This window comes from Providencia rettgeri (assembly GCF_023205015.1).
In the GTDB taxonomy this organism is placed as follows: Bacteria; Pseudomonadota; Gammaproteobacteria; order Enterobacterales; family Enterobacteriaceae; genus Providencia; species Providencia rettgeri_E.
Window position 1 is genome coordinate 651099 of sequence record NZ_CP096258.1, and the last position, 23922, is coordinate 675020.

The following is a 23922-nucleotide window of genomic DNA, read 5'->3' on the forward strand; positions in this document are numbered from 1 at the left end:
TCACGAAGATTAACAACATCAGGGGTCATTATGGGAAATTTCGTTAATAAAGTTGGCGTGATTGGCCTAGGTTCTATGGGGATGGGGATCGCACAATCTCTTATAAAAAAGACGATCCCTACCTATGGATTTGATTTAAACCAAGACGCTTGCGAAAGCCTACTGCGTGGTGGAGCCGTCGCGGTGGGGCAAAATGCAGCGGAATTCGCCCATGAGATTGATGCTTTATTGCTAGTGGTCGTCAATGGTCGTCAAGTTGAAGCGATTTTATTTTCGGGTGAACAGCCTCTGGTTGAGCAATTAAGCCCCGGTACCATTATTGTACTGCATAGCACACTTTCCGCTGAACAAACCAAAAATATCGCTCAACGCCTTGCTTCATACCAATTACCGCTTGTAGATGCGCCTATTTCAGGTGGTTCAATTAAAGCGGCTGAAGGTAAATTGACCATAATGGCATCAGGTGCTCCCGCTTTATTTGAGCGACTTTCAGTCGTATTTGATGCTATTTCAGAGCGCTTATATCGCGTAGGGGATGAGGTTGGATTAGGTTCAACCGTCAAAACAATCCACCAGTTATTAGCTGGGGTGCATATTGCGGTAGCGGCAGAAAGCATGGCTTTAGCCGCCAAGGCGGGGATTAACCTTGACGTAATGTATGACATTGTTACCCATGCAGCTGGAAATTCATGGATGTTTGAAAACCGCATGCAACATGTTCTAGACGGAGATTACACCCCAAAATCGTCAGTCGATATTTTTGTCAAAGATTTAGGGCTAGTGATGGAAACAGGGAAAGCATTAAATTTCCCGCTCCCACTAGCTTCAACCGCCCATCAAATGTTTATTTCAGCGAGCAATGAAGGTTTTGGTTTGCAGGATGACAGCGCGGTGATCAAAACATTTAAAGGTATTACTTTACCGGAGAAAAAAGCATGACAGTGAAGTTAGGCGTAATAGCGGATGATTTTACCGGTGCGACTGATATCGCAGGCTTTATGGTGCAAAACGGTTGGAAGGTCGTCCAGTTATTGAATGAACCCGATGAAAACACACCGGTACCACAAGATGTTGATGCCATAGTCATTAGTTTAAAAAGCCGCTCTTGTCCTGTGGATGAAGCTGTCAGTGCATCGACAAATGCGTGCAATTGGCTGAAACAAAAAGCGAATTGTCAGCAAATTTTCTTTAAATATTGCTCGACGTTTGACTCCACCGAAAAAGGCAATATTGGTCCCGTTACAGATGCATTAATGGCGCAACTAGGAACAGATTTAGCATTAGTTTGTCCTGCGTTACCGATTAACGGCAGAACCGTTATTCATGGGCATTTATTTGTGAATGGCCAGCTACTTAATGAAAGTGGCATGCAGCACCATCCTGTCACGCCAATGACAGATGCAAACTTATTGCGTGTGATGGAAAAGCAATCAAAAGGCAAAGCAGGTTTAGTCAGACTTGATGATATTCAAAAAGGCAGTGACGTTGTTAGCCAAAAACTTGCCGAATTAGCTCAACAAGGTGTGAGTTACGCGGTCGTTGATGGCTTGACGATGGATGACTTGCTTCCTATCGCACAAGCGGTTAAAGCGATGCCATTGTTAACTGGGGGTTCCGGCCTCGGTGCTGCACTGGCCAATGTGGATAGCCAATGTCCATGGGGGGGCACAACGCAACGAGGTGAAAAACCAACAGGTAAAAACAGGAAGACAGTTGTTTTATCAGGCAGTTGTTCGGTAATGACGAACAAACAAGTGCAGGCTTATCAACAAGTTGCCCCTGCAAAAATGTTGGATGTGGGTGAGTGTTTAAATAACCCTGAGTATGCCAAAACATTGGCAGATTGGGTGCAAGCACAGCAACTAACTGGTTTAGCACCAATGCTTTATGCCACTCAATCACCTGAGTTATTGAAACAGACACAAGAAAAATATGGCGCAGCGGAATCAAGTTCCGCGGTCGAGAAGGTATTTGGTGAAGTTGTCGTGCTGTTGAAAGCGCAAGGGTATGACACCTTTATTATTGCTGGCGGCGAAACCTCTGGAAAAGTGGTTCAAAGCCTTGGAACAGAACAATTAAGTATTGGTTCACCAATCGCCCCTGGTGTGCCATGGGTACAGGACTTAGCAAGCGGTAACTGGTTAGCGCTGAAATCAGGTAATTTCGGCCAAGAAAATTTCTTCCAGTTTGCACAGGAGATGTTTAATGAGTGATGAAAAGGCGCTGCGCCAAGAGTTAGTCGATTGGGCTAAATCAATGTTTAACCGCGGCTACAGTAGCGGTGGTGCAGGGAATATTAGTGCTCGGTTACCTGATGGTTCGATTATCGTGACACCGACCAACTCCAGTTTTGGTGATTTAGACCCTAACAAACTGAGTAAGCTCGATGCACAAGGCAATTGGATTGGGGGAGATAAACCGACAAAAGAAGTTTCTATGCATATGGCGATGTATTTACAACGTCCTGATTGCCAAGCGGTTGTTCATCTTCATTCACCTTGGCTAACTGCGTTGTCTTGCTTGCCAGGGTTAGATACAAAAAATTGTTTACCGCCAATCACGCCATATTATGTGATGCGAGTGGGGAAACTGCCATTGATTGAATACTTGCCACCGGGGGATGACCGAATTGGTGAGGAAATTGCAAAATTAGCACCGACACATAATGCGGTATTGCTATCGAATCATGGCCCGGTCGTGGGTGGTAAAACATTAAGACAAGCTTTCTTCAATGCAGAAGAGTTAGAAGATACAGCTCGCTTATATATCACATTACGCCCACATGGCTTTACAACATTAACGCAAGAGCAGGTTGAACAGCTCGAAAGTCGTTATCCACAAAAGTAGCGAGGCAAAAATGGCTAAATTTGCTGCAAATCTAAGCATGATGTTTACCGAAGTGCCTTTTATACAGCGCTTTGAACGGGCTGCAAATGCAGGGTTCAAAGGTGTTGAGTATCTTTTTCCTTATGAAGAAGATGCCGATGTCATTGCCGGTGAGCTGAGTAAATACCATTTAACTCAGGCCCTGTTTAATATGCCAGCGGGTAACTGGGCACAAGGGGAGCGCGGTATGGCTTCGATCCCCGGTCGTGAGAACGAATTTGCCGAAGGCGTACAAACCGCATTGAAATATGCGAAAGCGTTAGGCTGCAAACAAGTTCATGCGATGGCAGGAAAAGTGAATGAAAATTATACGCTCGAACAACAAACTGCGTGCTATATCAAAAACATTCAATATGCGGCCGATGTGATGGCTGAGCACGGTATTCGTGTACTCATTGAGCCAATCAATACCCGTGATATGCCTGGATATTTTTTAACAACACAAAAACAAGCGGAAGCATTGCTGCCTGAAATTGACCGTGAAAATGTATTTATCCAGTTGGATTTATATCACTGCCAAATTATGGAAGGTGATTTATTGAAAACAATTGAACGTTTATGGGGTAAATTTAGTCACATTCAGATAGCGTCAGTCCCATATCGGCATGAACCGGATAGCGGAGAAGTCAACTACCCATGGATTTTTAAGCAATTAGATGAAATGGGTTATGAAGGCTGGTTAGGATGTGAATATCATCCAGCAGGCCGCACCGAAGATGGATTAGGCTGGCTTAAACAAGCAAATTCATAATTAGGAGAACCTATGCTCCCTTCTGAGCGTCGTGATTTTATTTACCGTTACGTGCATGAACATCAAACCGTATCGATCAGTGATTTGGTTGAGTTAATGAATGTCTCTCATATGACAGTGCGACGTGATATTCGGATGTTGGAAGAAGAAGGGAAGGTACTCAGTATTAGTGGTGGTGTTAAGTTAAATGATGTGTTGCGCCAAGAGCTACCTTGGAGTGAAAAGGCGCGGTTGCATCATCGCCATAAGCGTGAAATTGGCCAGTTTGCTAGCTCGTTAGTCGAAGATGGGCAGGTGGTGTATCTCGATGCGGGAACCACCACTTTTGAGATTGCACGTGTACTTGGTGAGCGTTTTAACTTAACGATTGTCACTAATGACTTTTCGATTATGCAGTATTTAATGAATAAATCGCAGCTGAATCTATACCACACCGGGGGATTAGTGGATAAACGTAACCACTCTAGTGTCGGAAATACGGCTGCGATGATGCTGAAAACGCTCAATGTTGATATTGCTTTTATCAGCACCAGCTCATGGGATTTACAGCATGGGGTTTCGACTCCACATGAGGAAAAAGTTCAGATAAAACAGACGCTATTGGATGTTGCTCGCCGTTGTGTGCTGGTTTCAGACAGTAGTAAGTTTGGCAAATATGGCATGTTTCGTGTTTGCCCATTGAATCAATTGCACGACATCATTTGCGATGACCAATTGCCAGCTGATGTGGTGCAGCGGATAACAGAACAAAACATAAAACTTCATTTAATCAAGACATAAAACATAAATAATCTTACCTAATACTGCATAGCCAGTTAAAGGGCTATAGCAAGGAGAATTACAATGAAAGTTATTATTACTGGTGGCGCAGGCTTTCTGGGCCAGCAGCTAGCCGCTGCTTTGCTTAAAAATACTCAGGGTTTAAAATTTGACCACCTTGTTTTAGCCGATATTCAATGCCCTACATCACCGATTGAAGATGCCAGAGTCAGTTGTGTCGCTTTAGATTTAACGCAAGCCGGCGCGGCAGATAAACTGATTGACGCGCAAACCGACGTGGTTTTCCACCTTGCGGCTATCGTAAGTAGTCACGCTGAAAGTGATTTTGACTTGGGTATGAAGGTTAACTTCGAAGCCACTCGCCAATTACTGGAAGTCGCTCGAGCCAAGAACCCAGCAATCAAATTTATGTTCACCAGCTCCCTCGCTGTGTTTGGTGGTGAGCTACCTGATGTCATCACAGACTTGTGTGTCGTTAACCCACAATCGTCCTATGGTGCTCAAAAGGCTATGTGTGAATTGATGGTTAATGACTATTCACGTAAAGGCTTTGTTGATGGCCGTGTGATGCGTTTGCCAACTATTAGTATTCGTCCGGGCGTGCCAAATAAAGCGGCTTCTTCATTCGCAAGTAGCATTATTCGTGAGCCATTAAATGGGGTTGAAAGTGTTTGTCCTGTCTCCCCAGATCTCGCGTTATGGTTATCTAGCCCTGAAACCGTGATTAACAATTTTATTCATGCAGTCAGTATCCCTGCTGAGAAATTCGGTAAATCACGCACTGTAAACCTGCCAGGTATTACCGTTACTGTTCAAGGCATGATTGATGCTTTACGTGATGTTGCAGGTCAAGAAGCGGTGGATCTTATTCGCTTTGAACCTGATGAAGCCATTAACCGTATTGTGGCGAGCTGGCCGGGCAAATTTGATATCAGCCGTGCATTGGATCTTGGTTTCCGTGCAGATGGCTCTTTTGGTGATGCGATCCGTTCGTTTATCACCCACCACGGTTCTTCTAAGTAGGAGATAGCCTATGTCCTATATTCCTGTTATTGGCCTCGCAGTGGCCATATTTGTCTTGATCTTTTTAGTATTACGAACGCGTGTTCATGCGTTATTAGCAATGCTAATTGCTGCGGCCATCGCGGGTGTATCCGGTGGTTTGACTGCAGCAGAGACGGTGACAGTCATCACAAAAGGCTTTGGGTCAACACTCGGTAGCATCGGTATTGTTATTGGACTCGGGGTAATGATGGGAAGGGTGCTGGAAGTTTCAGGTGCTGCTGAACAGATAGCTTATAGCTTTATCAAATGGCTAGGTAAAAAACGCGAAGAATGGGCGTTAGCAATTACCGGCTATATTGTCAGTATTCCTATCTTCGTTGATTCTGCTTTTGTGATTTTATACCCATTGGCAAAAGCATTAGCCAAAAATGGTAAACGTAGCATACTGACTCTAGGCGTTGCACTCGCGGGTGGGTTAGTGGTGACACACCACACCGTTCCACCAACACCTGGGCCTTTAGGCGTGGCAGGGATCTTTGGTGTCGATGTTGGCGCAATGATCCTGGCAGGAATGAGCCTCGCTATTCCTTGTGTTATCGGTATTGTTCTTTACGCAAAATGGTTAGGGACTAAATACCCTGAATTTATGCCAGATGAAACGGGTAGTGAAGACCTGAAAGAAGTTCACGCTCGTTATATGGAAGAAAAAGCGAATAAACCATTACCAAGCCTGTTCTTATCGCTTTTACCGATTATTACGCCTATTTTGTTAATTTTCATAAATGCAATCAATGGGTTAATGCTAAAAACGGAATCTTTCCAAGGCATGGAAAGCAATTGGTACTTCCAAACGTTTCAATTTTTAGGTGCACCGATTATCGCATTATCAATTAGTGTGTTGATCTCTGTTTACACATTAATGCCAAAAGCAACAAAAGAAGAAGTCATCGACCGTATGGAAGAGGGCTTGCAAGCTGCCGGTATCATCCTACTTGTAACGGGGGCTGGTGGTGCATTAGGTGCAGTACTGCGTGATAGTGGCACAGGAAATATTCTTGCAGAACACGTGGCAAATCTGCCGATTACACCTGTATTGATTCCGTTTATCATCGCAACGTTGGTTCGTTTGATTCAAGGTTCGGGTACAGTAGCAATGATTACTGCAGCATCTATTTCTGCACCAATTATTAGCCAAATACCTGATATTAACTTATTGGTCGCGGCGCAAGCGGCAACCATGGGGTCTCTGTTCTTCGGTTACTTCAACGATAGCCTGTATTGGGTGGTGAACAGAATGATGGGAATTAAGGACGTTAAACAACAAATCATTGTTTGGTCTATTCCGACCACCATTGCGTGGGCGATAGGTCTAGTTGGTGTCCTCATTCTTGATGTAATTCTCTAACATAGCGTTATCAGTTTTAGTTCTGCCAAATAATCAAAGCGCCCAGTCATTTGGGCGCTTTTTTCGTTATGTCAAACTTTCATCTATACTGATGACAATGGATGTTAAAGAGAAATAAAGACAATGAATATATGTGATTCAAATCACTAAATGATGAAATCAAACTTTTATTGTTTTCATTAAAGGTGACAGCCATCACTAAAAATTTATCGTTTTCTCGTTATATTACAAATAACGATTAATCAGTATCGACTGATTTAATGATGCCATTGTGTAAAGGAGTTTGAAATGTCCGACGTTTTCCACTTAGGTTTAAAGAAAAGTGACTTACAGGGTGCGACCGTAGCGATTGTTCCTGGGGATCCTAACCGTGTTGAAAAAATTGCACGTCTGATGGATAACCCTGTACACCTTGCGTCATTACGTGAATATACCTCTTGGCGTGGTGAACTTGACGGCAAAGCCGTCATTGTTTGTTCAACGGGTATTGGTGGTCCATCAACCTCGATTGCCGTAGAAGAATTGGCACAACTTGGTATCCGCACGTTCTTACGTATCGGTACAACGGGTGCAATTCAAGAAGATATCAATGTCGGTGATGTGTTAGTCACTACGGGAGCTGTACGTTTAGATGGCGCTAGCCAACACTTTGCACCATTAGAATACCCTGCAGTTGCTGATTTTAACTGCACCAATGCGCTTTATGCTGCTGCGAAAGACGCGGGCGCAACCGTTCATGTCGGTGTCACTGCATCATCAGATACCTTCTACCCAGGTCAAGAACGCTATGATACCTATACCGGCCGTGTAATGCGTCACTTCAGAGGGTCGATGAAAGAGTGGCAAGACATGGGCGTGATGAACTATGAAATGGAGTCAGCGACATTACTGACCATGTGTTCAAGTAGTAAAGGCTTGCGTGCAGGTATGGTGGCTGGTGTTATTGTAAATCGTACCCAGCAAGAAATTCCAAATGAAGCGTTACTGAAGAAAACGGAAGGTAACGTGTTAAGCATTGTGGTTGAAGCCGCTCGCCGCTTACTGTAGTTCGTGATTTACTGGCTCGCTTACTTGAATTTCACTCGGTTGTGGACGAAAAGTAGGCGGGCTTAGTCCTTTTATCTATTTTTTCATCTCTCTTTATTTCCTCTATAGTTTTAGCCATTATTCATTAGTTTTCAGGAAATATTCTGATCCTCTTATTTGCTAGATCTGTTATTGTCATAAAAACAATTATCAATATTATGTGCCCTTAAATTATTCAGGTTACATTTGTTTTATTGTTAACTGGAATGAAAGCTATAGGGCGAAAAGGAATTATTATGTCAACAACACCTTATCTTCATCCTTCTGTTTTGCCTTTAAAAGGCGGTATTAACTTCCGCGATCTCGGTGGTAAAAAACTCGCTAATGGTGGAAAAATTAAGCCTGGAGTCCTGTTCCGTTCTGGTGCGTTAGACCGATTAACACAGGAAGACGAAGCGGTTTTGCGTTCACAAAATCTTTTCCAAATCATTGATTATCGTGATGAAGCTGAAATCTTAGATAAGCCTGATGTCATTTGGCAAGGCGCGCATTATATTCATGCTCCAGCGAATCCCTTAGCTAAAGAAGTCACCGCAAATTTAGATAAATTAACGCCAGAAATATTGGAACAGTTCGATCCACAAGCCTTTATGTTTCGTTTATACGAACTATTACCCTTGAACAATCCTGCTTATCACCAATTGGTCAATTTACTCAAGCAGCCAGAAAAAGGCGGGATCGTGCAACATTGTGCAGTAGGAAAAGACCGCACAGGGGTCGGTTCTGCACTCGTATTATTTGCGTTAGGTGCAGATTTAGACACAGTAATGGAAGATTATTTACTGACTAATGAAACACTTGCACCATACCGTAAACACTTACTCGAAGAGCACGCAAAAACGATGGACGAAAATATCGTGAAAAAATTTGAGTATGTCTATTCAGTACGTGAAGACTTCTTGAGAACAGCTCTAAACAGTATTGAAAGAGAGTATGGCAATGTAGATCAATGGTTAGAAAAAGATTTTGGCCTAGGGAAACAGCAACGAGAAGCACTACAAAGTCAATTTTTGGACTAAGTCATACTAACTGAAACATGAGTTGTGGATGAGCCATTTTTCTATATCCACAACTCGGTTTTTCCAAAGGTGTTTTTGCCTTGTTTAACTTTGATTTACTACTTTTTCGCTACAGTATTCTGATTATCCCCTAATGAAAGGAACTGACCGTGACACTCAATGAAATTGTCACCATAGTGACGGACTTTACACGCGAACATGAAGTATGGGCGCTTCCTATTATTTTCTTTTTGGCGTTTGGGGAGTCTCTGGCATTTCTGTCACTTTTGTTACCTGCAACGGTTATTTTACTCGGGCTTGGCGCTTTGATTGGTGAAAGTAATATTACTTTCTGGCCAATATGGTTAGCGGCTGCACTCGGTGCTTTCTTTGGGGATTGGCTCTCTTATTGGATTGGTTATCATTACAAAGAAAATGTACGTCATATGTGGCCAATTTCTCGAAACCCGCAAATGATTGATAAAGGGCAGCGTTTCTTTGACCGCTGGGGTATCTGGGGAATTTTCTTTGGGCGCTTCTTCGGGCCTTTACGAGCCATTGTTCCCTTGGTTGCTGGGATTTGCGCAATGCCACAACGGCATTTCCAGCTCGCCAATATCGCCTCTGCGATGATTTGGGCATTTGGTATTTTAGCGCCAGGAGCGCTGGGCCTAAAGTGGTTCGCAAGTTGGATAGGCTAAGCTTGCGAAGCGCTTCGCAAAATTTTCTTCAATGGCTAAATTACCTCTGGACACTTATACAGTATCCCATTACCTTACACTAGACTTTGTAAAGTAAGGATTTAACCGTGGATACCTCTCTTTTATATGCTGTCATTGGTGTGCTGAGCGGCGTTTTAGTTGGTGGTTTAGCAACTTGGTTCTCTATTGCCCAAAAAATTGCGCAAAAAGATCAGGAACTGCAGCAACTCAATCGTCAACTTGCAGCGAGTGACGAAAAAAATATTCATCTTGCGCAATGGAAAGAGGAATATGACAGGCTAGATCAAGAACTGCGTACTCAAAGGGATATCAATCGAGAGCAAGAAGCGGAACTTCGCGAGGTCATCACCCGTTTTGAGCAAAACCAGTTAGCAAATGAAGAGAAACAACGCATTTTACAAAATAGTGAACAACGGCTGACAGCGCAATTCGAAAACCTAGCAAATCGTATTTTTGAGCAAAATGAGCGGCGCGCATCTGAGCAACAACAGAAAAGCCTATTGGCGATGTTGTCACCTTTTCGTGAGCAATTAGATGGTTTTCGTCAGCAAGTTCAGCAAAGTTTTGGTGAAGAGGCCAAAGAACGCCACACTTTAACCTATGAGATTAGGCAATTACAGCAACTCAACAATCAAATGACCAAAGAAGCTGTTAACCTGACACGCGCTCTGAAAGGAGATAACAAAATTCAAGGGAACTGGGGAGAAACCATTCTGACTCGGATCCTAGAAGTCTCAGGTTTACGTGAAGGAAGTGAATTTGAAACCCAAGTTAGTATCAACACAAGTTATAATAGCCGCTATCAACCAGATGTGATTATTCATCTTCCTGAAGGTAAAGATGTGGTCGTTGATGCCAAAATGTCGCTGGTTTCTTATGAACATTACTTCAATAGCGAAGATCCACATGAACAGCAACAAGCACTAAAAAACCATGTGGCATCTATTCGCAACCATATGCGTATGTTGAGCCGTAAGGATTACCATCAGTTACCGGGAATTCGTTCATTGGACTACGTTTTAATGTTTATCCCTATTGAACCTGCTTATTTACTGGCTTTGAAAGAGGCTCCCGAGTTACTTGATGAAGGAATTAAACAAAATATTATGTTAGTTTGTCCTTCAACATTGTTAGTCGCAGTGAGAACGATTAATAATATGTGGCGATATGAACGCCAAGGGCAAAATGCTCAGGAAATAGCAAATAGAGCAGCGAAAATGTATGACAAGCTGCGCTTGTTTGTGGATGATATGCAAGTTTTAGGCACCAGTCTTGATAAAGCGAATAATACTTACCTATCGGCAATGAAACGCCTTGCCGAAGGACGTGGAAATTTAATTAGCCAAGCGGAAAGTTTTAAAGAGCTCGGAGTCGAAATTAAGCAGCCTATCGAGCCTCAATTAGTTGAGCGGTCTGATACGTCTAATTGTGCGGAATCTTAGACTTCTGATAGGGTTTTGGCTCAAAGACTGTTACACTTCCTACAAAAGTTTGAATGATAAGCAGGCATAAGAGAAATGACTGAACCAACTAAAGAAACCATTGATTTCGGTTTCCGTACTGTCGGCAAAGAAGATAAAGCTGGCCTAGTAGCGAATGTTTTTCACTCAGTAGCATCAAAATATGACTTAATGAATGATTTAATGTCATTTGGTATCCATCGTATTTGGAAGCGTTTTACCATTGAAGCGAGCGGAGTACGTCGTAATCAGCGAGTACTTGACCTTGCAGGTGGAACAGGTGACTTAACCGCTAAATTTTCACGTTTAGTGGGTGAAAAAGGCGAAGTCATACTCGCAGACATTAATGACTCAATGCTAAAAATGGGGCGTGAGAAATTACGTGACCTAGGTATTGTCGGTAATGTTAATTATGTACAAGCCAATGCGGAAGAACTGCCATTCCCTGATAACTATTTTGATTGTATTACAATCTCTTTTGGTCTGCGTAATGTCACCGACAAAGACAAAGCGCTACGCTCTATGTTCCGAGTGCTAAAACCAGGTGGGCGTTTATTGGTACTAGAGTTCTCAAAACCAATTATTGAGCCTTTGAATAAAGCTTATGATGCTTATTCATTCCATATACTCCCTCGTATTGGTCAGGCGATCGTTAATGATCCAGATAGCTATCGTTATTTAGCTGAGTCAATCCGCATGCATCCAAACCAAGAAACACTAAAAGGTATGATGGAAAATGCAGGTTTTGAACAGGTGTCGTACACCAATATGACAGGTGGAATTGTCGCATTGCACAAAGGGTTTAAATTCTAAGATGGAAGCACCATCAACACATACCGAAAATCAAAATACAGTTTTGTATTCTTTGATAACAGCATTGATGGAAACCTCTCTTAACCACGTGTTGTTTAAAGAAAAAGTTCTACAGCCTGCTAGAATGCGTTTGGCTGGTAAAGTTATGGCAATTGAACTTAAAGAACTGAATAAAACGTTAACACTTGTTTTTGCTGAAAATCATGTTGATGTGTTAAGCCAGTGGGTTGAGCCTGCGGACTGTACCATTAAAACATCCATCTTTACGCTTGTTAAATTGAAAGACAAACAGCAATTATCTCAACTTATCAATCGTGGTGATATCGTGATTGAAGGGGATATGCAAATTGTGCAGCACTGGTCTTCTTTACTCGATTTAGCAATTTGGAATCCTGCTCACTATTTATCACCGTATATCGGTGATGTTGCAGCTGAAGGGCTTAGTAAATTACTGAATAAAGGTGCGTGCCTTGCATCTCATTTAGTAAAACGGCAAAAAACGTATATCAAAGACGCAATAATTGAAGAATGGAAAATGGCTCCTAGCCAACTTGAACTTGCTCATTTTAGTGATGGAGTCGAGCAAGTAGAAAATTCATTGAGTGCCCTTGAACAACGGTTAAGCCAGTTGGAGGAGAAGAATGACACCCGGTGAAATAAAACGACTTTACTTCATTATTCGGGTTTTTCTCTCTTACGGATTAGACGAGTTAATCCCCAAAATTAAACTAACGTTACCATTACGAATCGGGCGCTTAGGTTTCTTTTGGATTAAAAATAAGCATAAAGATAAAGCATTGGGCGAAAGGCTTCGTCTTGCTTTGCAAGAACTTGGGCCTGTTTGGATCAAATTTGGCCAAATGTTATCGACTCGCCGAGATCTTTTCCCTCCTGCGATCGCAGATCAACTTTCGCTATTGCAAGACAAAGTGGCGAGTTTCGATGGCAAACTGGCGCGAAGCTATATTGAAGAGTCTCTCGAAGGGCCACTAGAACAGTGGTTTGATGACTTTGATGAGCAAGCTTTAGCGTCTGCGTCCATTGCTCAGGTTCATACCGCAACATTAAAAGAAAATGGCAAAGATGTTGTCATCAAGGTGATTCGTCCTGATATTTTGCCAATTATTAAAGCTGACATTAAATTAATGTACCGCATTGCAAATTGGGTTCCTTTGTTGCCAGATGGGCGACGATTAAGACCAAAAGAAGTCGTGCGTGAATATGAAAAAACATTGATTGACGAGCTGAATTTGCTCCGTGAATCAGCAAATGCCATTCAGCTTCGTCGTAACTTTGAAAATAGTGCAATGCTGTATGTACCAGAGGTCTATCCAGATTATTGCCGTGAAAACGTGATGGTCATGGAGCGTATCTACGGGATCCCAGTTTCCGATATTGCTGCGCTTAAAGCGCAGGGGACCAATATGAAACTGCTGGCAGAGCGCGGTGTTAAAGTCTTCTTTACACAGGTTTTCCGTGACAGTTTTTTTCATGCAGATATGCATCCAGGCAATATCTTTGTGAGTTACGATCATCCAGAAGATCCTCAGTACATAGGGATAGACTGTGGAATAGTCGGTTCATTAAACAAAGAAGACAAACGCTATTTGGCGGAAAACTTCATTGCTTTTTTTAATCGTGATTACCGTAAAGTTGCAGAATTGCACGTTGACTCGGGCTGGGTTCCTTCAGACACAAATGTGGAAGACTTTGAGTTTGCTATCCGTACCGTATGTGAGCCTATTTTTGAGAAACCATTGGCTGAAATTTCATTTGGGCAAGTATTATTAAATTTATTTAATACAGCACGCCGTTTCAATATGGAAGTTCAGCCACAGTTAGTCTTATTGCAAAAAACACTGCTGTATGTAGAAGGGCTAGGACGGCAGCTTTATCCCCAACTTGATCTCTGGAAAACAGCAAAGCCCTTCCTTGAAGACTGGGTTCATAGCCAAGTAGGGATACCTGCAATTACCCAAGCATTAAAAGAAAAGGCACCTTATTGGGCAGAAAAAATGCCTGAAATTCCTGATTTGATTTATGGTGCTTTGAGACAGCATAAATATTTACAATCGAATATTGACCAACTAACGCAGCAACTGAAAAGTCAGCGTAATAAACAACGAAAATCTCAGTACCTTTTAGGTATCGGTGCCACATTTATACTCTGTGGAAGTTTATTCCTTATTTCTAATCTCACACCGTTTGGAGTTGTGTTTATGGTTGCAGGAGCGCTGTCTTGGTTGTTTGGTTGGAGTAAAACCGGCGGTAATTAAGTAAACTTTGTTTTGCGACAAGTTTATAAGGCTGTGAACATTTCCGTATTTTGTGTTGGTTGTATATAATAGATCTCATAACATTGATCCCAAAACTATATAGAGGTATTAACAATGGAATCAACTTTCGCAATGGCTGCTTTCGGTAGTCCTTGGCAGCTCATTATCATTGCTTTACTTATTATTTTAATTTTCGGCACCAAAAAATTGCGTTCTTTAGGCTCAGACTTGGGTGAATCACTCAAAGGCTTTAAAAAAGCAATGAACGATGACGAAAAAGCAAAAGCAGAACAAGAAAAGCAAGATGCTGACTTCGCACCTAAAAATATTACTGAACAACAGGCTGCTGAGAAGAAAGAAAGCCCAGTTGAGAGCAAAAATAAAGAGCAGGGTTAAACCGTGTTTGACATAGGTTTTAGTGAACTGTTGCTTATTGCAGTTATTGGTCTCGTTGTATTAGGCCCTGAGCGGTTACCAGTGGCAGTGAGGACTGTCGCTGGGTGGATCCGTGCGATGCGTTCTATGGCTGCAAATGTACAAAATGAGTTAACGCAAGAGTTAAAATTGCAGGAGCTACAGGACACGCTGAAAAAGGTTGAAGAAAAGGCTAATTTAGAAGCACTTTCTCCTGAACTTAAGCAGTCCATGGAAGAATTGCGTACAGCTGCACAATCGCTTAAAAGCGGCTACCAAGAGACAACCAATGATATTGAAACAGAGTTAAATAAAGCAAAAGAGATCACTGACAGTTACGATAGTGCTGTAAAGGAAGCGAAAGATAATACTCAGCAACCTGAAGAGTCTGATCCAAACCCTGAACATGCAGCTAAAATGGCTGCCGTTGTTGAGGATGAAAAAACGGAAGATTCAACAGCTGTAAAAACAGTAGGATCACTCGAAGCTAATGTAAAAAACTCTAATCAAACTGAAAGTGAAAAATAACACATGGCTGTAAATGATACACAACCACTTATTAGCCACCTCATTGAACTTCGTAAACGGCTGCTAAACTGTTTAATTACCGTATTAATTGTTTTTGCTGCCCTTGCTTATTTTTCAAATGATATCTATCGGCTGGTAGCAGCCCCTTTGATTGATAAGCTGCCAGTAGGTTCGCAAATGAGTGCGACGGATGTGGCGTCAACATTTTTTACCCCAATTAAATTGACAATGATGGTATCGGTTTTTGTATCGATTCCCGTTATTCTCTATCAAATTTGGGCTTTCATTGCGCCTGCCTTATACAAGCATGAACGCAAACTCATGTTGCCTTTGCTTGTCTCAAGTAGCTTCTTGTTTTATTTGGGAATGGCATTTGCCTACTTCGTTGTTTTTCCGCTCGCATTTGGTTTCTTTGTTAAAACAACCCCTGATAGCGTCAACTTTATTCCAGATATCAGTAAATACCTTAGTTTTGTCATGACATTATTCATGGCTTTCGGTGCCGCATTTGAAGTACCTATTGCAATTATTTTACTGTGTTGGACTGGCGTGACTACACCAGAATCACTGAAACGTAAACGTCCTTATATTTTAGTCGGGGCATTTATCGTTGGGATGTTTTTAACACCGCCGGATGTACTCTCTCAAACTTTACTTGCTGTTCCAATGTATTTGCTTTTTGAACTCGGTGTCCTGTTATCTAATTTCTATGTTGGTAAAGGCAGAAATCGGAAAGAAGGGGCAGAGGAAGAAGAAAAAGAAGAGTCCTGATTTGCACTAAATAGCGGTTATTTGAAATGTAAAATGATGAAAAGCCCTCTAGATAGGGCTTTTTTATTGCTTGAACGCTTGAAATATTTAATCTGTATTTTTTTTAAATTGTGTATTATCAAGCACTTTAGGTACACTTTTATTTAAAATATTCAGTAAAAGAATAGAGCGATACTCACCATTAGGCTCATCAAAAATAGCTTGTACACCCGCAAAAATACCCTCCGTAATGGTAACCTGATCACCATGCTTTGGCATATCTGGTGCAACGGTATGACTAATGGGAGCTTGTTGTAACAGCTCAATAATTTTTTCGGGGACTTCTACTGGCAATTGGCCAAAACGAATAAAATGGCTTACCCCTCTTGTTGATTGGATTGTTGTTGTATGAATTTCATTGTGATCAAATTTCACAAATAAGTAATTTGGGAACAGCGCTTCTTGCACAGTCATTCTTTTCCCTCTAACCACTTTTTCCATTTCGGTCATGGGGGTCATACAAATAACATTCTGTCGGTTTAAATGCTCCAGAGCACGCTCAATTTGGCCTCGTTTGCAATAAAGCAAATACCATTTTTCCATTTTTTGAATTCCATCTGACAAAACTATGTTTATGATAACAAATTACGACATAACAATGTGACTAATGAATAATGGCACCATATTATTGATACACTTAGGTCTATATTAATCCAATATATTCTTATGATAACTGTAGTGCAAAAACTAAATCAGTAGGAGACATAATGGATATCTTTTTGTTGAGTAACGGTAAGCTACCAGGCAACCCTGTATGGCTTAGCTACGCCTTACCTCGAATCAAAGAAATGATTGTTCGTAAAAACATAAAGTCAGCAGTTTTGGTTCCTTATGCGGTTCTTCGAGGTTCACATGATGAGAGAGCTGAACAACTTTCGGAATCGTTGGGAATAAAAGTCACGACTATTGAGCACTTTTCTAGCCCTGTAGAAGCGATTGAGCAAGCTGAATGTATCCTTGTCAGTGGCGGTAATACTTGGTGGCTGAATAAATGCCTACATGAAAATGGGCTGATCGTTGCTATTCAACGTGCGGTTCGTGAGCGTGGTGTACCTTATATCGGCTGGAGCGCGGGATGTAATGTAGCGACGCCAAGTATTCGTACTACGAATGATATGCCTGTTAGCAATGCTGCTATTATGCCTTCTCTAGGGTTATTTCCATTACAAATTAACCCCCATTATATTGATGCCCATATTTCTGGCCATATGGGCGAAACTCGTGATGAGCGATTACAAGAGTTTTGTGTGATTAATCCTCATGAAGTTGTTGTTGCACTCAGGGAGGGAAGTGGGTTACAAATTAAAGGTAATGAGCTTCACTATTTCAGCGGAAAAGATGAAGGTTTTAAACTATTTCAGCATAATAAAACATTCTCAGAACAATTTAATACAGTACTATTAGAAAAATTAGTGCCTTTTGATTGCCAGTAAAATGGTATACTAAGCCAGAAAAAGATTGATTTTAAAGTGTTTTAGGCAGTAACTTGTAACCTTGGCCGGACGTCTTATAATGAGACTCCCTCTGTAACAGTAAAAGAAGATAATGAAATACCGTGACCTTAGAGATTTCATCTCGCAACTTGAAAAACAAGGCGAGTTAAAACGTATTACAATGGAAGTCGACCCCTATTTGGAAATGACTGAAATTGCAGATCGCACACTAAGAGCAGGGGGACCGGCCCTATTATTTGAAAATCCCAAAGGTTATAACATGCCTGTCTTATGTAACCTGTTTGGCACAACTAAACGTGTTGCAATGGGAATGGGGCAAGAGGACATAAAAGCCTTACATGATGTAGGCAAATTACTTGCCTTCCTAAAAGAACCTGATCCTCCAAAAGGTTTCCGTGACCTCTTTGATAAGCTTCCAAAATTTAAACAAGTTCTGAATATGCCAGCTAAACGGTTAAGTTCGGCTGCCTGTCAGGAACAAATTTGGGCCGGTGAAGACGTCGATCTGACAAAGATCCCTGTTATGCATTGTTGGCCAGAAGATGCAGCGCCTTTAATTACATGGGGGCTGACAGTCACTAAAGGTCCTCATAAAGAAAGGCAAAATTTAGGTATTTATCGTCAGCAAGTTCTTGGAAAAAATAAAGTCATTATGCGTTGGCTATCCCATCGCGGTGGTGCTTTGGATTTTCAAGAATGGTGCCAAGCTCATCCAGGCGAAAAATTTCCTGTTGCTGTCGCACTTGGCGCAGACCCCGCAACCATTTTAGGCGCGGTCACACCAGTCCCGGACACATTATCAGAATATGCTTTTGCGGGGTTACTGCGCGGTAATAAGACTGAGGTTGTTAAATGCATATCGAATGACCTCGAAGTTCCCGCAGGCGCCGAAATTATTTTAGAAGGGTATATTGAGCCGGGCGAAATGGCCCCTGAAGGCCCTTATGGTGACCATACTGGTTACTATAATGAAATCGATACTTTCCCTGTATTTACCGTGACTCATGTGACTCAACGCCGCGATGCAATTTATCACTCAACTTATACAGGAAGACCACCCGATGAGCCTGCAGTATTAGGCGAAGCGTTAAACGAGGTCCTTGTCCCTATTCTTCAAAAGCAATTCCCTGAAATTGTTGATTTTTATCTTCCACCAGAAGGATGTTCATACCGTCTTGCTGTAGTGACAATGAAAAAACAATATGCAGGACATGCCAAAAGGGTCATGATGGGGGTCTGGTCATACCTGCGCCAATTCATGTACACTAAATTTGTTATTGTTTGTGATGATGATATTAATGCACGAGACTGGAAAGATGTTATCTGGGCAATTACCACACGAATGGACCCAGCTCGTGACACGGTGATGATGGAAAACACACCCATAGATTATCTCGACTTCGCTTCTCCTGTCTCAGGGTTAGGTTCAAAAATGGGGCTTGATGCTACCAATAAATGGCCAGGTGAGACAGATCGTGAGTGGGGGCGTCCTATCGTAATGACAGAGAGCGTTAAATATCGCATTGATGATATTTGGGAACAATTAAATATTTTTGATAAAAAATAAGAGGGAAACCATGGCAACTTTAAGCTGTAAAGTAACATCTGTTGAATCTATCACGGATACGGTTTATCGGGTGATTTTGTTGCCAGATGGTCCTTTTCATTTTAAAGCAGGCCAATATTTGATGGTCGTGATGGATGAGCGTGACAAACGACCATTCTCAATGGCTTCTACCCCAAATAATAAAGAAACGATTGAATTACATATTGGTGCTTCTGAGATTAATTTATACGCAATGGCTGTAATGGATCGAATTTTGGATCAAAAACGTATAAATATTGACATTCCTCACGGTAAAGCTTGGTTTCGGGAAAATAGCAGTAACGCAATGATTTTAATTGCGGGTGGAACAGGTTTTTCCTATACCCACTCTGTATTGCTAGCGGCATTAGCTGAAAACCCAAATCGTGACATAACGTTCTATTGGGGCGGTCGTCAATTGGAGCACTTATATGATCTTGGTGAACTACAGGCGCTTAGTGAAAGTTATCCTAATTTAAAGATCACCCCTGTTGTAGAACAGCCAGATGAACTATGGCGAGGAAGGACAGGAACGGTTCTTAGTGCAGTGCTTGAGGATTTTGGTGACTTATCAAGCCATGATATCTATATTGCAGGTCGTTTTGAAATGGCCAAAATAGCCAGAGAACGGTTTTGTAATGAACGCGGAGCTAAATCGGAGCAGTTATTTGGTGATGCTTACGAATTCATTTAACCCGTCCTAGTTCAAATTGTAGGGGTGTTGGCTTCGCTCATTCGCCCTAGTCACATACTTGTGTATGCTCCTAGGGTCTCATTCACTTGCCGCCTACCTACAATCCGAACTATGAGGGTTAAACTTGTTGTAGGTTTTGCATGAAAACCACATGAGTCCAAATTATAGGGGTGATGGCTTCGCTCATTAGCCCTAATCACAGACTTTTGTATGCTTCTAGGGTCTCGTTCACTTGCCGCCTACCAACAATCCGAACTATGAGGGTTAAACTTGTTGTAGGTTTTGCATTAAAACCACATAAGTTCAAATTGTAGGGGTGTTGGCTTCGCTCATTAGCCCTTATCACAGACTTTTGTATGCTTCTAGGGTCTCGTTCACTTGCCGCCTACCAACAATCCGAACTATGAGGATTAAACTTGTTGTAGGTTTTGCATTAAAACCACATAAGTTCAAATTGTAGGGGTGTTGGCTTCGCTCATTAGCCCTTATCACAGACTTTTGTATGCTTCTAGGGTCTCGTTCACTTGCCGCCTACCAACAATCCGAACTATGAGGGTTAAACTTGTTGTAGGTTTTGCATTAAAACCACATGAGTCCAAATTATAGGGGTGATGGCTTCGCTTATTAGCCCTAATCACAGACTTTTGTAGGCACCTATAAGGGGTATTTACTGGCAGCTTATCGATAGTCTCAATATACTTGTTGTCGCTATTTAGGCAAAAAGGGTAAAAAAAACCCGCCCCTGACTAGGCGGGAACATCGACAAATACAATGTTTGCGAAAACTAAAAATAAACTGTTAAACACGCTCAATAATTGTAGCAATACCTTGGCCGAACCCGATGCACATCGTAGCTAAACCAAATTGTTTATCGTTTTGTTCTAATTGATTAAGCAATGCGGTTGAAATCCTTGCCCCTGAACACCCCAAAGGATGCCCCAGCGCAATCGCTCCCCCGCAGAGGTTTACTTTATCATCTAATTGATTTTCTGATAGATTCAAGCCTTTTAGGCATGCGATAGATTGCGCGGCGAAAGCTTCATTTAATTCAATAATATCAATATCATTTAAAGTTAGCCCTGCACGTTTCAAAGCCAGTTCACTTGCTGGCACTGGCCCAAACCCCATGATTGATGGGTCGCAGCCAACAACAGCCATCGCACGTATTTTAGCTCGAGGCTTAATGCCTTGCTGAGTGGCATAACTTTCGCTGGTCAGTAACATCGCAGATGCACCGTCAGAAAGAGCCGATGAATTACCTGCAGTTACCGTTCCACTAACAGGGTCGAAAGCGGGGCGAAGAGCGGCTAAACCTTGGAGATTTGCATCAAAACGAATCACTTCATCATAATTGACTGAAATGAGGTTACCTGTAGCATCATGGCCACTAATTGGGACGATTTCGTTATTGAATTTCCCTTTTTCCGTCGCTAAGGCAGCAAGTTGGTGAGACCTTAACGCAAATGCATCTTGCTCTTCTCGACTAATCTTATACATTTTTGCAAGCATTTCAGCGGTTAGACCCATAGCACCTGCGGCTTTAGCAACGTGTAAAGTCAGCTTAGGGTTGAAATCTATACCATGAGTCATTGGTACGTGACCCATATGCTCCACTCCACCAATGAGTACTGATTTAGCATCACCAGTCATAATTAACCGGCTTGCATCGTGTATTGCTTGCATTGATGAACCACAAAGGCGGTTTACTGTAACTGCAGGAACGGTATGAGGAATATCCGTGAGCAATGCTGCATTTTTAGCAATATTAAACCCTTGCTCCAGTGTTTGCTGAACACAACCCCAGATAATGTCATCCAATTCTTTTTTACTTGCGTTTGGATTACGTTCAAAAATTGCATTCATGAGGTGTGCAGAAAGGTCTTCAGCTCTAACATGGCGAAACACCCCACCTTTTGAACGGCCCATTGGTGTACGTATTCCATCAATAATGACGACATTTTCCATAAAATTAACCTCTCGCAACTTTTTTGACATCAATCGCCACGACAGGTGGCTGTGGGTAATATCTTGCATTGGTAGCCGCTTTTTCTTTTAAGCCACTAGGTGCGTGATATAGCGGGCTTAAGTGCTGCAAAGATTCCGTCGTTTTCAAGTAAGACTGGCTACCTAAGGTATCTAAATAGCAGAACACTCCGCCTCTAAATGGCGGGAAACCTAAACCATAGACCAAAGCAATATCTGCATCTGAAGGGCTTTGAATAATACCTTCCTCTAAGCAACGAACCACTTCGTTAATCATGGGAGCCATTATTCGAGCAATAATTTCTTCTTTGGTGAATGAGCGCTTTGTTGGGCAAATAGTAGCAAGTAATTCATCAGCCCGAGGGTCATCAACTTTTTTCGGTTTCCCTTTTTTATCTTTTTCATATTGATAAAACCCTTGGCCATTTTTTTGGCCAAACCGCTGTTGTTCATACATCACATCAATAGCATTCTTTCCTTTTTTCCCCATTCGTTCAGGAAAACCTTGGGCCATAACTTGTTCTGCATGAAAAGCAGTATCAATACCAACCACATCAAGAAGATAAGCAGGCCCCATTGGCCAGCCAAACTCTTTTTCCATGACTTTATCTATTTCTCTAAAGTCGGCTCCATCCTGTAACAGCAAGTTAAAGCCAGCAAAGTAAGGGAAAAGGACTCGGTTAACAAAGAAGCCAGGGCAGTCATTGACAACAATAGGGGTTTTACCCATTTTATTGGCGTAGGCAACAACCTTAGCAACCGTGTTATCAGAAGTTTGTTCTCCCCGGATAATTTCGACTAATGGCATCCGATGCACTGGGTTAAAAAAGTGCATACCGCAGAAGTTTTCTGGGCGCTTTAGTGATTTTGCGAGAGTTGAAATTGGAATCGTTGACGTATTTGAGGCCAGTATAGTTTCTGCTGTTACTAGAGATTCAACTTCAGACAATACAGCTGCTTTAACTTTCGGATTCTCAACAACAGCCTCAACGACGATTTGGCTATTTTCCACCCCGCTATAAGATAATGAGGGATGAATAGATGATAAGGTTGCCGCCATTTTAGCCGCTGTAATTTTTCCGCGTTCGAATTGATTATTTAATAGCTTTTGAGCCTCTTCAATTCCTAAGTCTAATGACTTAACATTAATATCTTTCATTAAGACCGGTACGCCTTTGCTGGCTGATTGATAAGCAATACCGCCACCCATAATCCCAGCACCCAATACGGTAGCATGTTTTGGAATATCAACGTGTTGTGCGATTTTTTTACTGTTTGACTTAACTTGCTGGTCATTTAGAAAAATACTGACTAACGCACGTGCAACATCACTATGTGCCAGAGGGACAAATGCAGCTGTTTCATGCTTCAATGCCTCATCACGAGTACAATTTGCCGCCTTTTCAATCGTGTTCACAGCAGCCATAGGGGCTGGATAGTGTTTTCCAGCAACCTTATACACCATGCCTTTAGCAACATTGAAACTCATTGTTTGCTCAATAGGTTTCAATTGCAGAGGACTAAGTTTGGGTTGGCGTTTTTGTTGCCAATTAAAATCCCCTGCAACCGCAGATTCAATGACTTGAAGAGCTGATTGTGGGAGTGCTTCTGTGTTAACAATTGCGTCGATAAGACCGAGTTTTAAAGCTTGGGAGGCATCAACATCTTTACCCGCAGTAATAATTTCTAATGCGCTATCCAAACCAATTAATCGAGGTAGCCGAACTGAGCCACCAAAGCCAGGCATGATCCCAAGTTTCGTTTCAGGGAGTCCAACTCGAGCATCTGGAGAGGCAATACGGAAATCAGTGGATAAAATACATTCACAGCCACCACCTAATGCATAGCCATTAATGGCGCAAATTGTTGGAACAGGCAGATCTTCGATGCGATTAAAAATACTATTAGCGTAGTGTAACCAATCACTTAGAGTTTCTTTTGACGCTTCGAAAAGCGAAAGAAACTCTTTGATATCAGCACCGACAATAAAAGCGGGTTTATCAGAGCGGAAAATTACACCTTGCAGTTCGGTTTGTTGTTCAAGAACAGACACGGCTTCATCAAGTGAAGCAACGGTGTGGGTATCCAATTTATTAATTGGCCCTGGTGAATTAAAAACCAGTTCTGCAATCCCTTGTTTCAACCATTGAATATAAATAGTGTCACTTTGATAAAGCATTCTGCTCTCCTCTACGTGGTAATGTTATCTGGTACGACCAGATGAGTTGAGTGTGACTAGAATGTTAATTAATTGCAAACTTTTAATAACAAA

At 41.9% G+C, this 23922-nt stretch carries 23 protein-coding genes; 20 read left to right on the top strand and 3 right to left on the bottom strand.

What is annotated here, in order from left to right:
* The first annotated feature begins 30 nt into the window (after window positions 1-30).
* From ltnD to tatC, 17 genes are all read left to right on the top strand, one after another.
* Window positions 31-939: an L-threonate dehydrogenase gene (gene ltnD, locus M0M83_RS02750; protein WP_248467569.1), complete on the top strand. Its 909-nt coding sequence runs from the start codon at window positions 31-33 to the stop codon at window positions 937-939.
* The gene (otnK, locus tag M0M83_RS02755; protein WP_125892795.1) at window positions 936-2213 is read left to right on the top strand and encodes a 3-oxo-tetronate kinase; all 1278 of its coding nucleotides are present in this window, start codon (window positions 936-938) and stop codon (window positions 2211-2213) included. Before ltnD ends, otnK begins: the two co-directional genes overlap by 4 nt.
* Window positions 2206-2847: an aldolase gene (locus M0M83_RS02760; protein WP_004260842.1), complete on the top strand. Its 642-nt coding sequence runs from the start codon at window positions 2206-2208 to the stop codon at window positions 2845-2847. The genes otnK and M0M83_RS02760 overlap by 8 nt, the downstream gene beginning before the upstream one ends.
* A 10-nt stretch (window positions 2848-2857) precedes the next feature.
* Window positions 2858-3637: a 2-oxo-tetronate isomerase gene (gene otnI, locus M0M83_RS02765; protein WP_125892791.1), complete on the top strand. Its 780-nt coding sequence runs from the start codon at window positions 2858-2860 to the stop codon at window positions 3635-3637.
* Window positions 3638-3649: 12 nt separating this feature from the next.
* Window positions 3650-4417 carry a DeoR/GlpR family DNA-binding transcription regulator gene (locus M0M83_RS02770; protein WP_004914906.1) on the top strand — a complete coding sequence of 256 codons (768 nt, stop codon included), beginning with the start codon at window positions 3650-3652 and terminating at the stop codon, window positions 4415-4417.
* Between the two features lie 63 nt (window positions 4418-4480).
* Complete coding sequence (denD, locus tag M0M83_RS02775; RefSeq protein WP_248467570.1) at window positions 4481-5440, top strand: D-erythronate dehydrogenase; 960 nt, start codon at window positions 4481-4483, stop codon at window positions 5438-5440.
* A 10-nt stretch (window positions 5441-5450) separates the two neighbouring features.
* Window positions 5451-6827 (top strand): GntP family permease, encoded by a 1377-nt coding sequence (locus tag M0M83_RS02780; protein ID WP_125892787.1) that lies wholly within the window; start codon window positions 5451-5453, stop codon window positions 6825-6827.
* A 288-nt stretch (window positions 6828-7115) separates the two neighbouring features.
* Entirely contained in the window at window positions 7116-7874 is a 759-nt protein-coding gene (gene udp, locus M0M83_RS02785) for a uridine phosphorylase (protein ID WP_042848832.1), read from the top strand.
* A gap of 275 nt (window positions 7875-8149) precedes the next feature.
* On the top strand, window positions 8150-8932 hold the full coding sequence (locus M0M83_RS02790) for a tyrosine-protein phosphatase (protein ID WP_125892786.1): 783 nt from the start codon (window positions 8150-8152) through the stop codon (window positions 8930-8932).
* Window positions 8933-9081: 149 nt separating this feature from the next.
* Complete coding sequence (locus M0M83_RS02795) at window positions 9082-9612, top strand: DedA family protein (protein ID WP_140172653.1); 531 nt, start codon at window positions 9082-9084, stop codon at window positions 9610-9612.
* 107 nt (window positions 9613-9719) lie between these two features.
* On the top strand, window positions 9720-11075 hold the full coding sequence (gene rmuC / locus M0M83_RS02800) for a DNA recombination protein RmuC (protein WP_140172654.1): 1356 nt from the start codon (window positions 9720-9722) through the stop codon (window positions 11073-11075).
* Between the two features lie 75 nt (window positions 11076-11150).
* A complete protein-coding gene (ubiE, locus tag M0M83_RS02805; protein WP_102139083.1) occupies window positions 11151-11906 on the top strand; it encodes a bifunctional demethylmenaquinone methyltransferase/2-methoxy-6-polyprenyl-1,4-benzoquinol methylase UbiE in 756 nt (251 codons plus the stop codon).
* Between the two features lies 1 nt (window position 11907).
* Entirely contained in the window at window positions 11908-12561 is a 654-nt protein-coding gene (locus M0M83_RS02810) for a ubiquinone biosynthesis accessory factor UbiJ (protein ID WP_213913968.1), read from the top strand.
* Entirely contained in the window at window positions 12548-14182 is a 1635-nt protein-coding gene (gene ubiB, locus M0M83_RS02815) for a ubiquinone biosynthesis regulatory protein kinase UbiB (protein WP_213913966.1), read from the top strand. Before M0M83_RS02810 ends, ubiB begins: the two co-directional genes overlap by 14 nt.
* Before the next feature lie 114 nt (window positions 14183-14296).
* The gene (tatA, locus tag M0M83_RS02820) at window positions 14297-14578 is read left to right on the top strand and encodes a twin-arginine translocase TatA/TatE family subunit (RefSeq protein ID WP_125892776.1); all 282 of its coding nucleotides are present in this window, start codon (window positions 14297-14299) and stop codon (window positions 14576-14578) included.
* A 3-nt stretch (window positions 14579-14581) separates the two neighbouring features.
* A complete protein-coding gene (gene tatB, locus M0M83_RS02825; RefSeq protein ID WP_125892774.1) occupies window positions 14582-15124 on the top strand; it encodes a Sec-independent protein translocase protein TatB in 543 nt (180 codons plus the stop codon).
* Window positions 15125-15127: 3 nt separating this feature from the next.
* A complete protein-coding gene (gene tatC / locus M0M83_RS02830; protein ID WP_213913964.1) occupies window positions 15128-15895 on the top strand; it encodes a Sec-independent protein translocase subunit TatC in 768 nt (255 codons plus the stop codon).
* Between the two features lie 87 nt (window positions 15896-15982).
* Here tatC and rfaH read toward each other — a convergent pair whose 3' ends face one another.
* Window positions 15983-16477 (bottom strand): transcription/translation regulatory transformer protein RfaH, encoded by a 495-nt coding sequence (gene rfaH, locus M0M83_RS02835; RefSeq protein WP_125892772.1) that lies wholly within the window; start codon window positions 16475-16477, stop codon window positions 15983-15985.
* Window positions 16478-16641: 164 nt separating this feature from the next.
* On the opposite strand from rfaH, the gene pepE reads away from it, so the two are divergent.
* From pepE to fre, 3 genes are all read left to right on the top strand, one after another.
* Complete coding sequence (gene pepE, locus M0M83_RS02840) at window positions 16642-17367, top strand: dipeptidase PepE (protein WP_248467571.1); 726 nt, start codon at window positions 16642-16644, stop codon at window positions 17365-17367.
* A gap of 112 nt (window positions 17368-17479) precedes the next feature.
* Window positions 17480-18955 carry a 4-hydroxy-3-polyprenylbenzoate decarboxylase gene (gene ubiD / locus M0M83_RS02845; protein WP_248467572.1) on the top strand — a complete coding sequence of 492 codons (1476 nt, stop codon included), beginning with the start codon at window positions 17480-17482 and terminating at the stop codon, window positions 18953-18955.
* Between the two features lie 10 nt (window positions 18956-18965).
* Window positions 18966-19667 carry an NAD(P)H-flavin reductase gene (gene fre, locus M0M83_RS02850; RefSeq protein ID WP_140172658.1) on the top strand — a complete coding sequence of 234 codons (702 nt, stop codon included), beginning with the start codon at window positions 18966-18968 and terminating at the stop codon, window positions 19665-19667.
* A 798-nt stretch (window positions 19668-20465) separates the two neighbouring features.
* On the opposite strand, the gene fadA is transcribed toward fre, so the two are convergent.
* Window positions 20466-21632 carry an acetyl-CoA C-acyltransferase FadA gene (gene fadA / locus M0M83_RS02855; RefSeq protein ID WP_213913960.1) on the bottom strand — a complete coding sequence of 389 codons (1167 nt, stop codon included), beginning with the start codon at window positions 21630-21632 and terminating at the stop codon, window positions 20466-20468.
* A gap of 4 nt (window positions 21633-21636) precedes the next feature.
* Window positions 21637-23829, bottom strand: a complete 2193-nt coding sequence (fadB, locus tag M0M83_RS02860) for a fatty acid oxidation complex subunit alpha FadB (RefSeq protein ID WP_248467573.1) — start codon at window positions 23827-23829, stop codon at window positions 21637-21639.
* Between the last annotated feature and the right edge of the window lie 93 nt (window positions 23830-23922).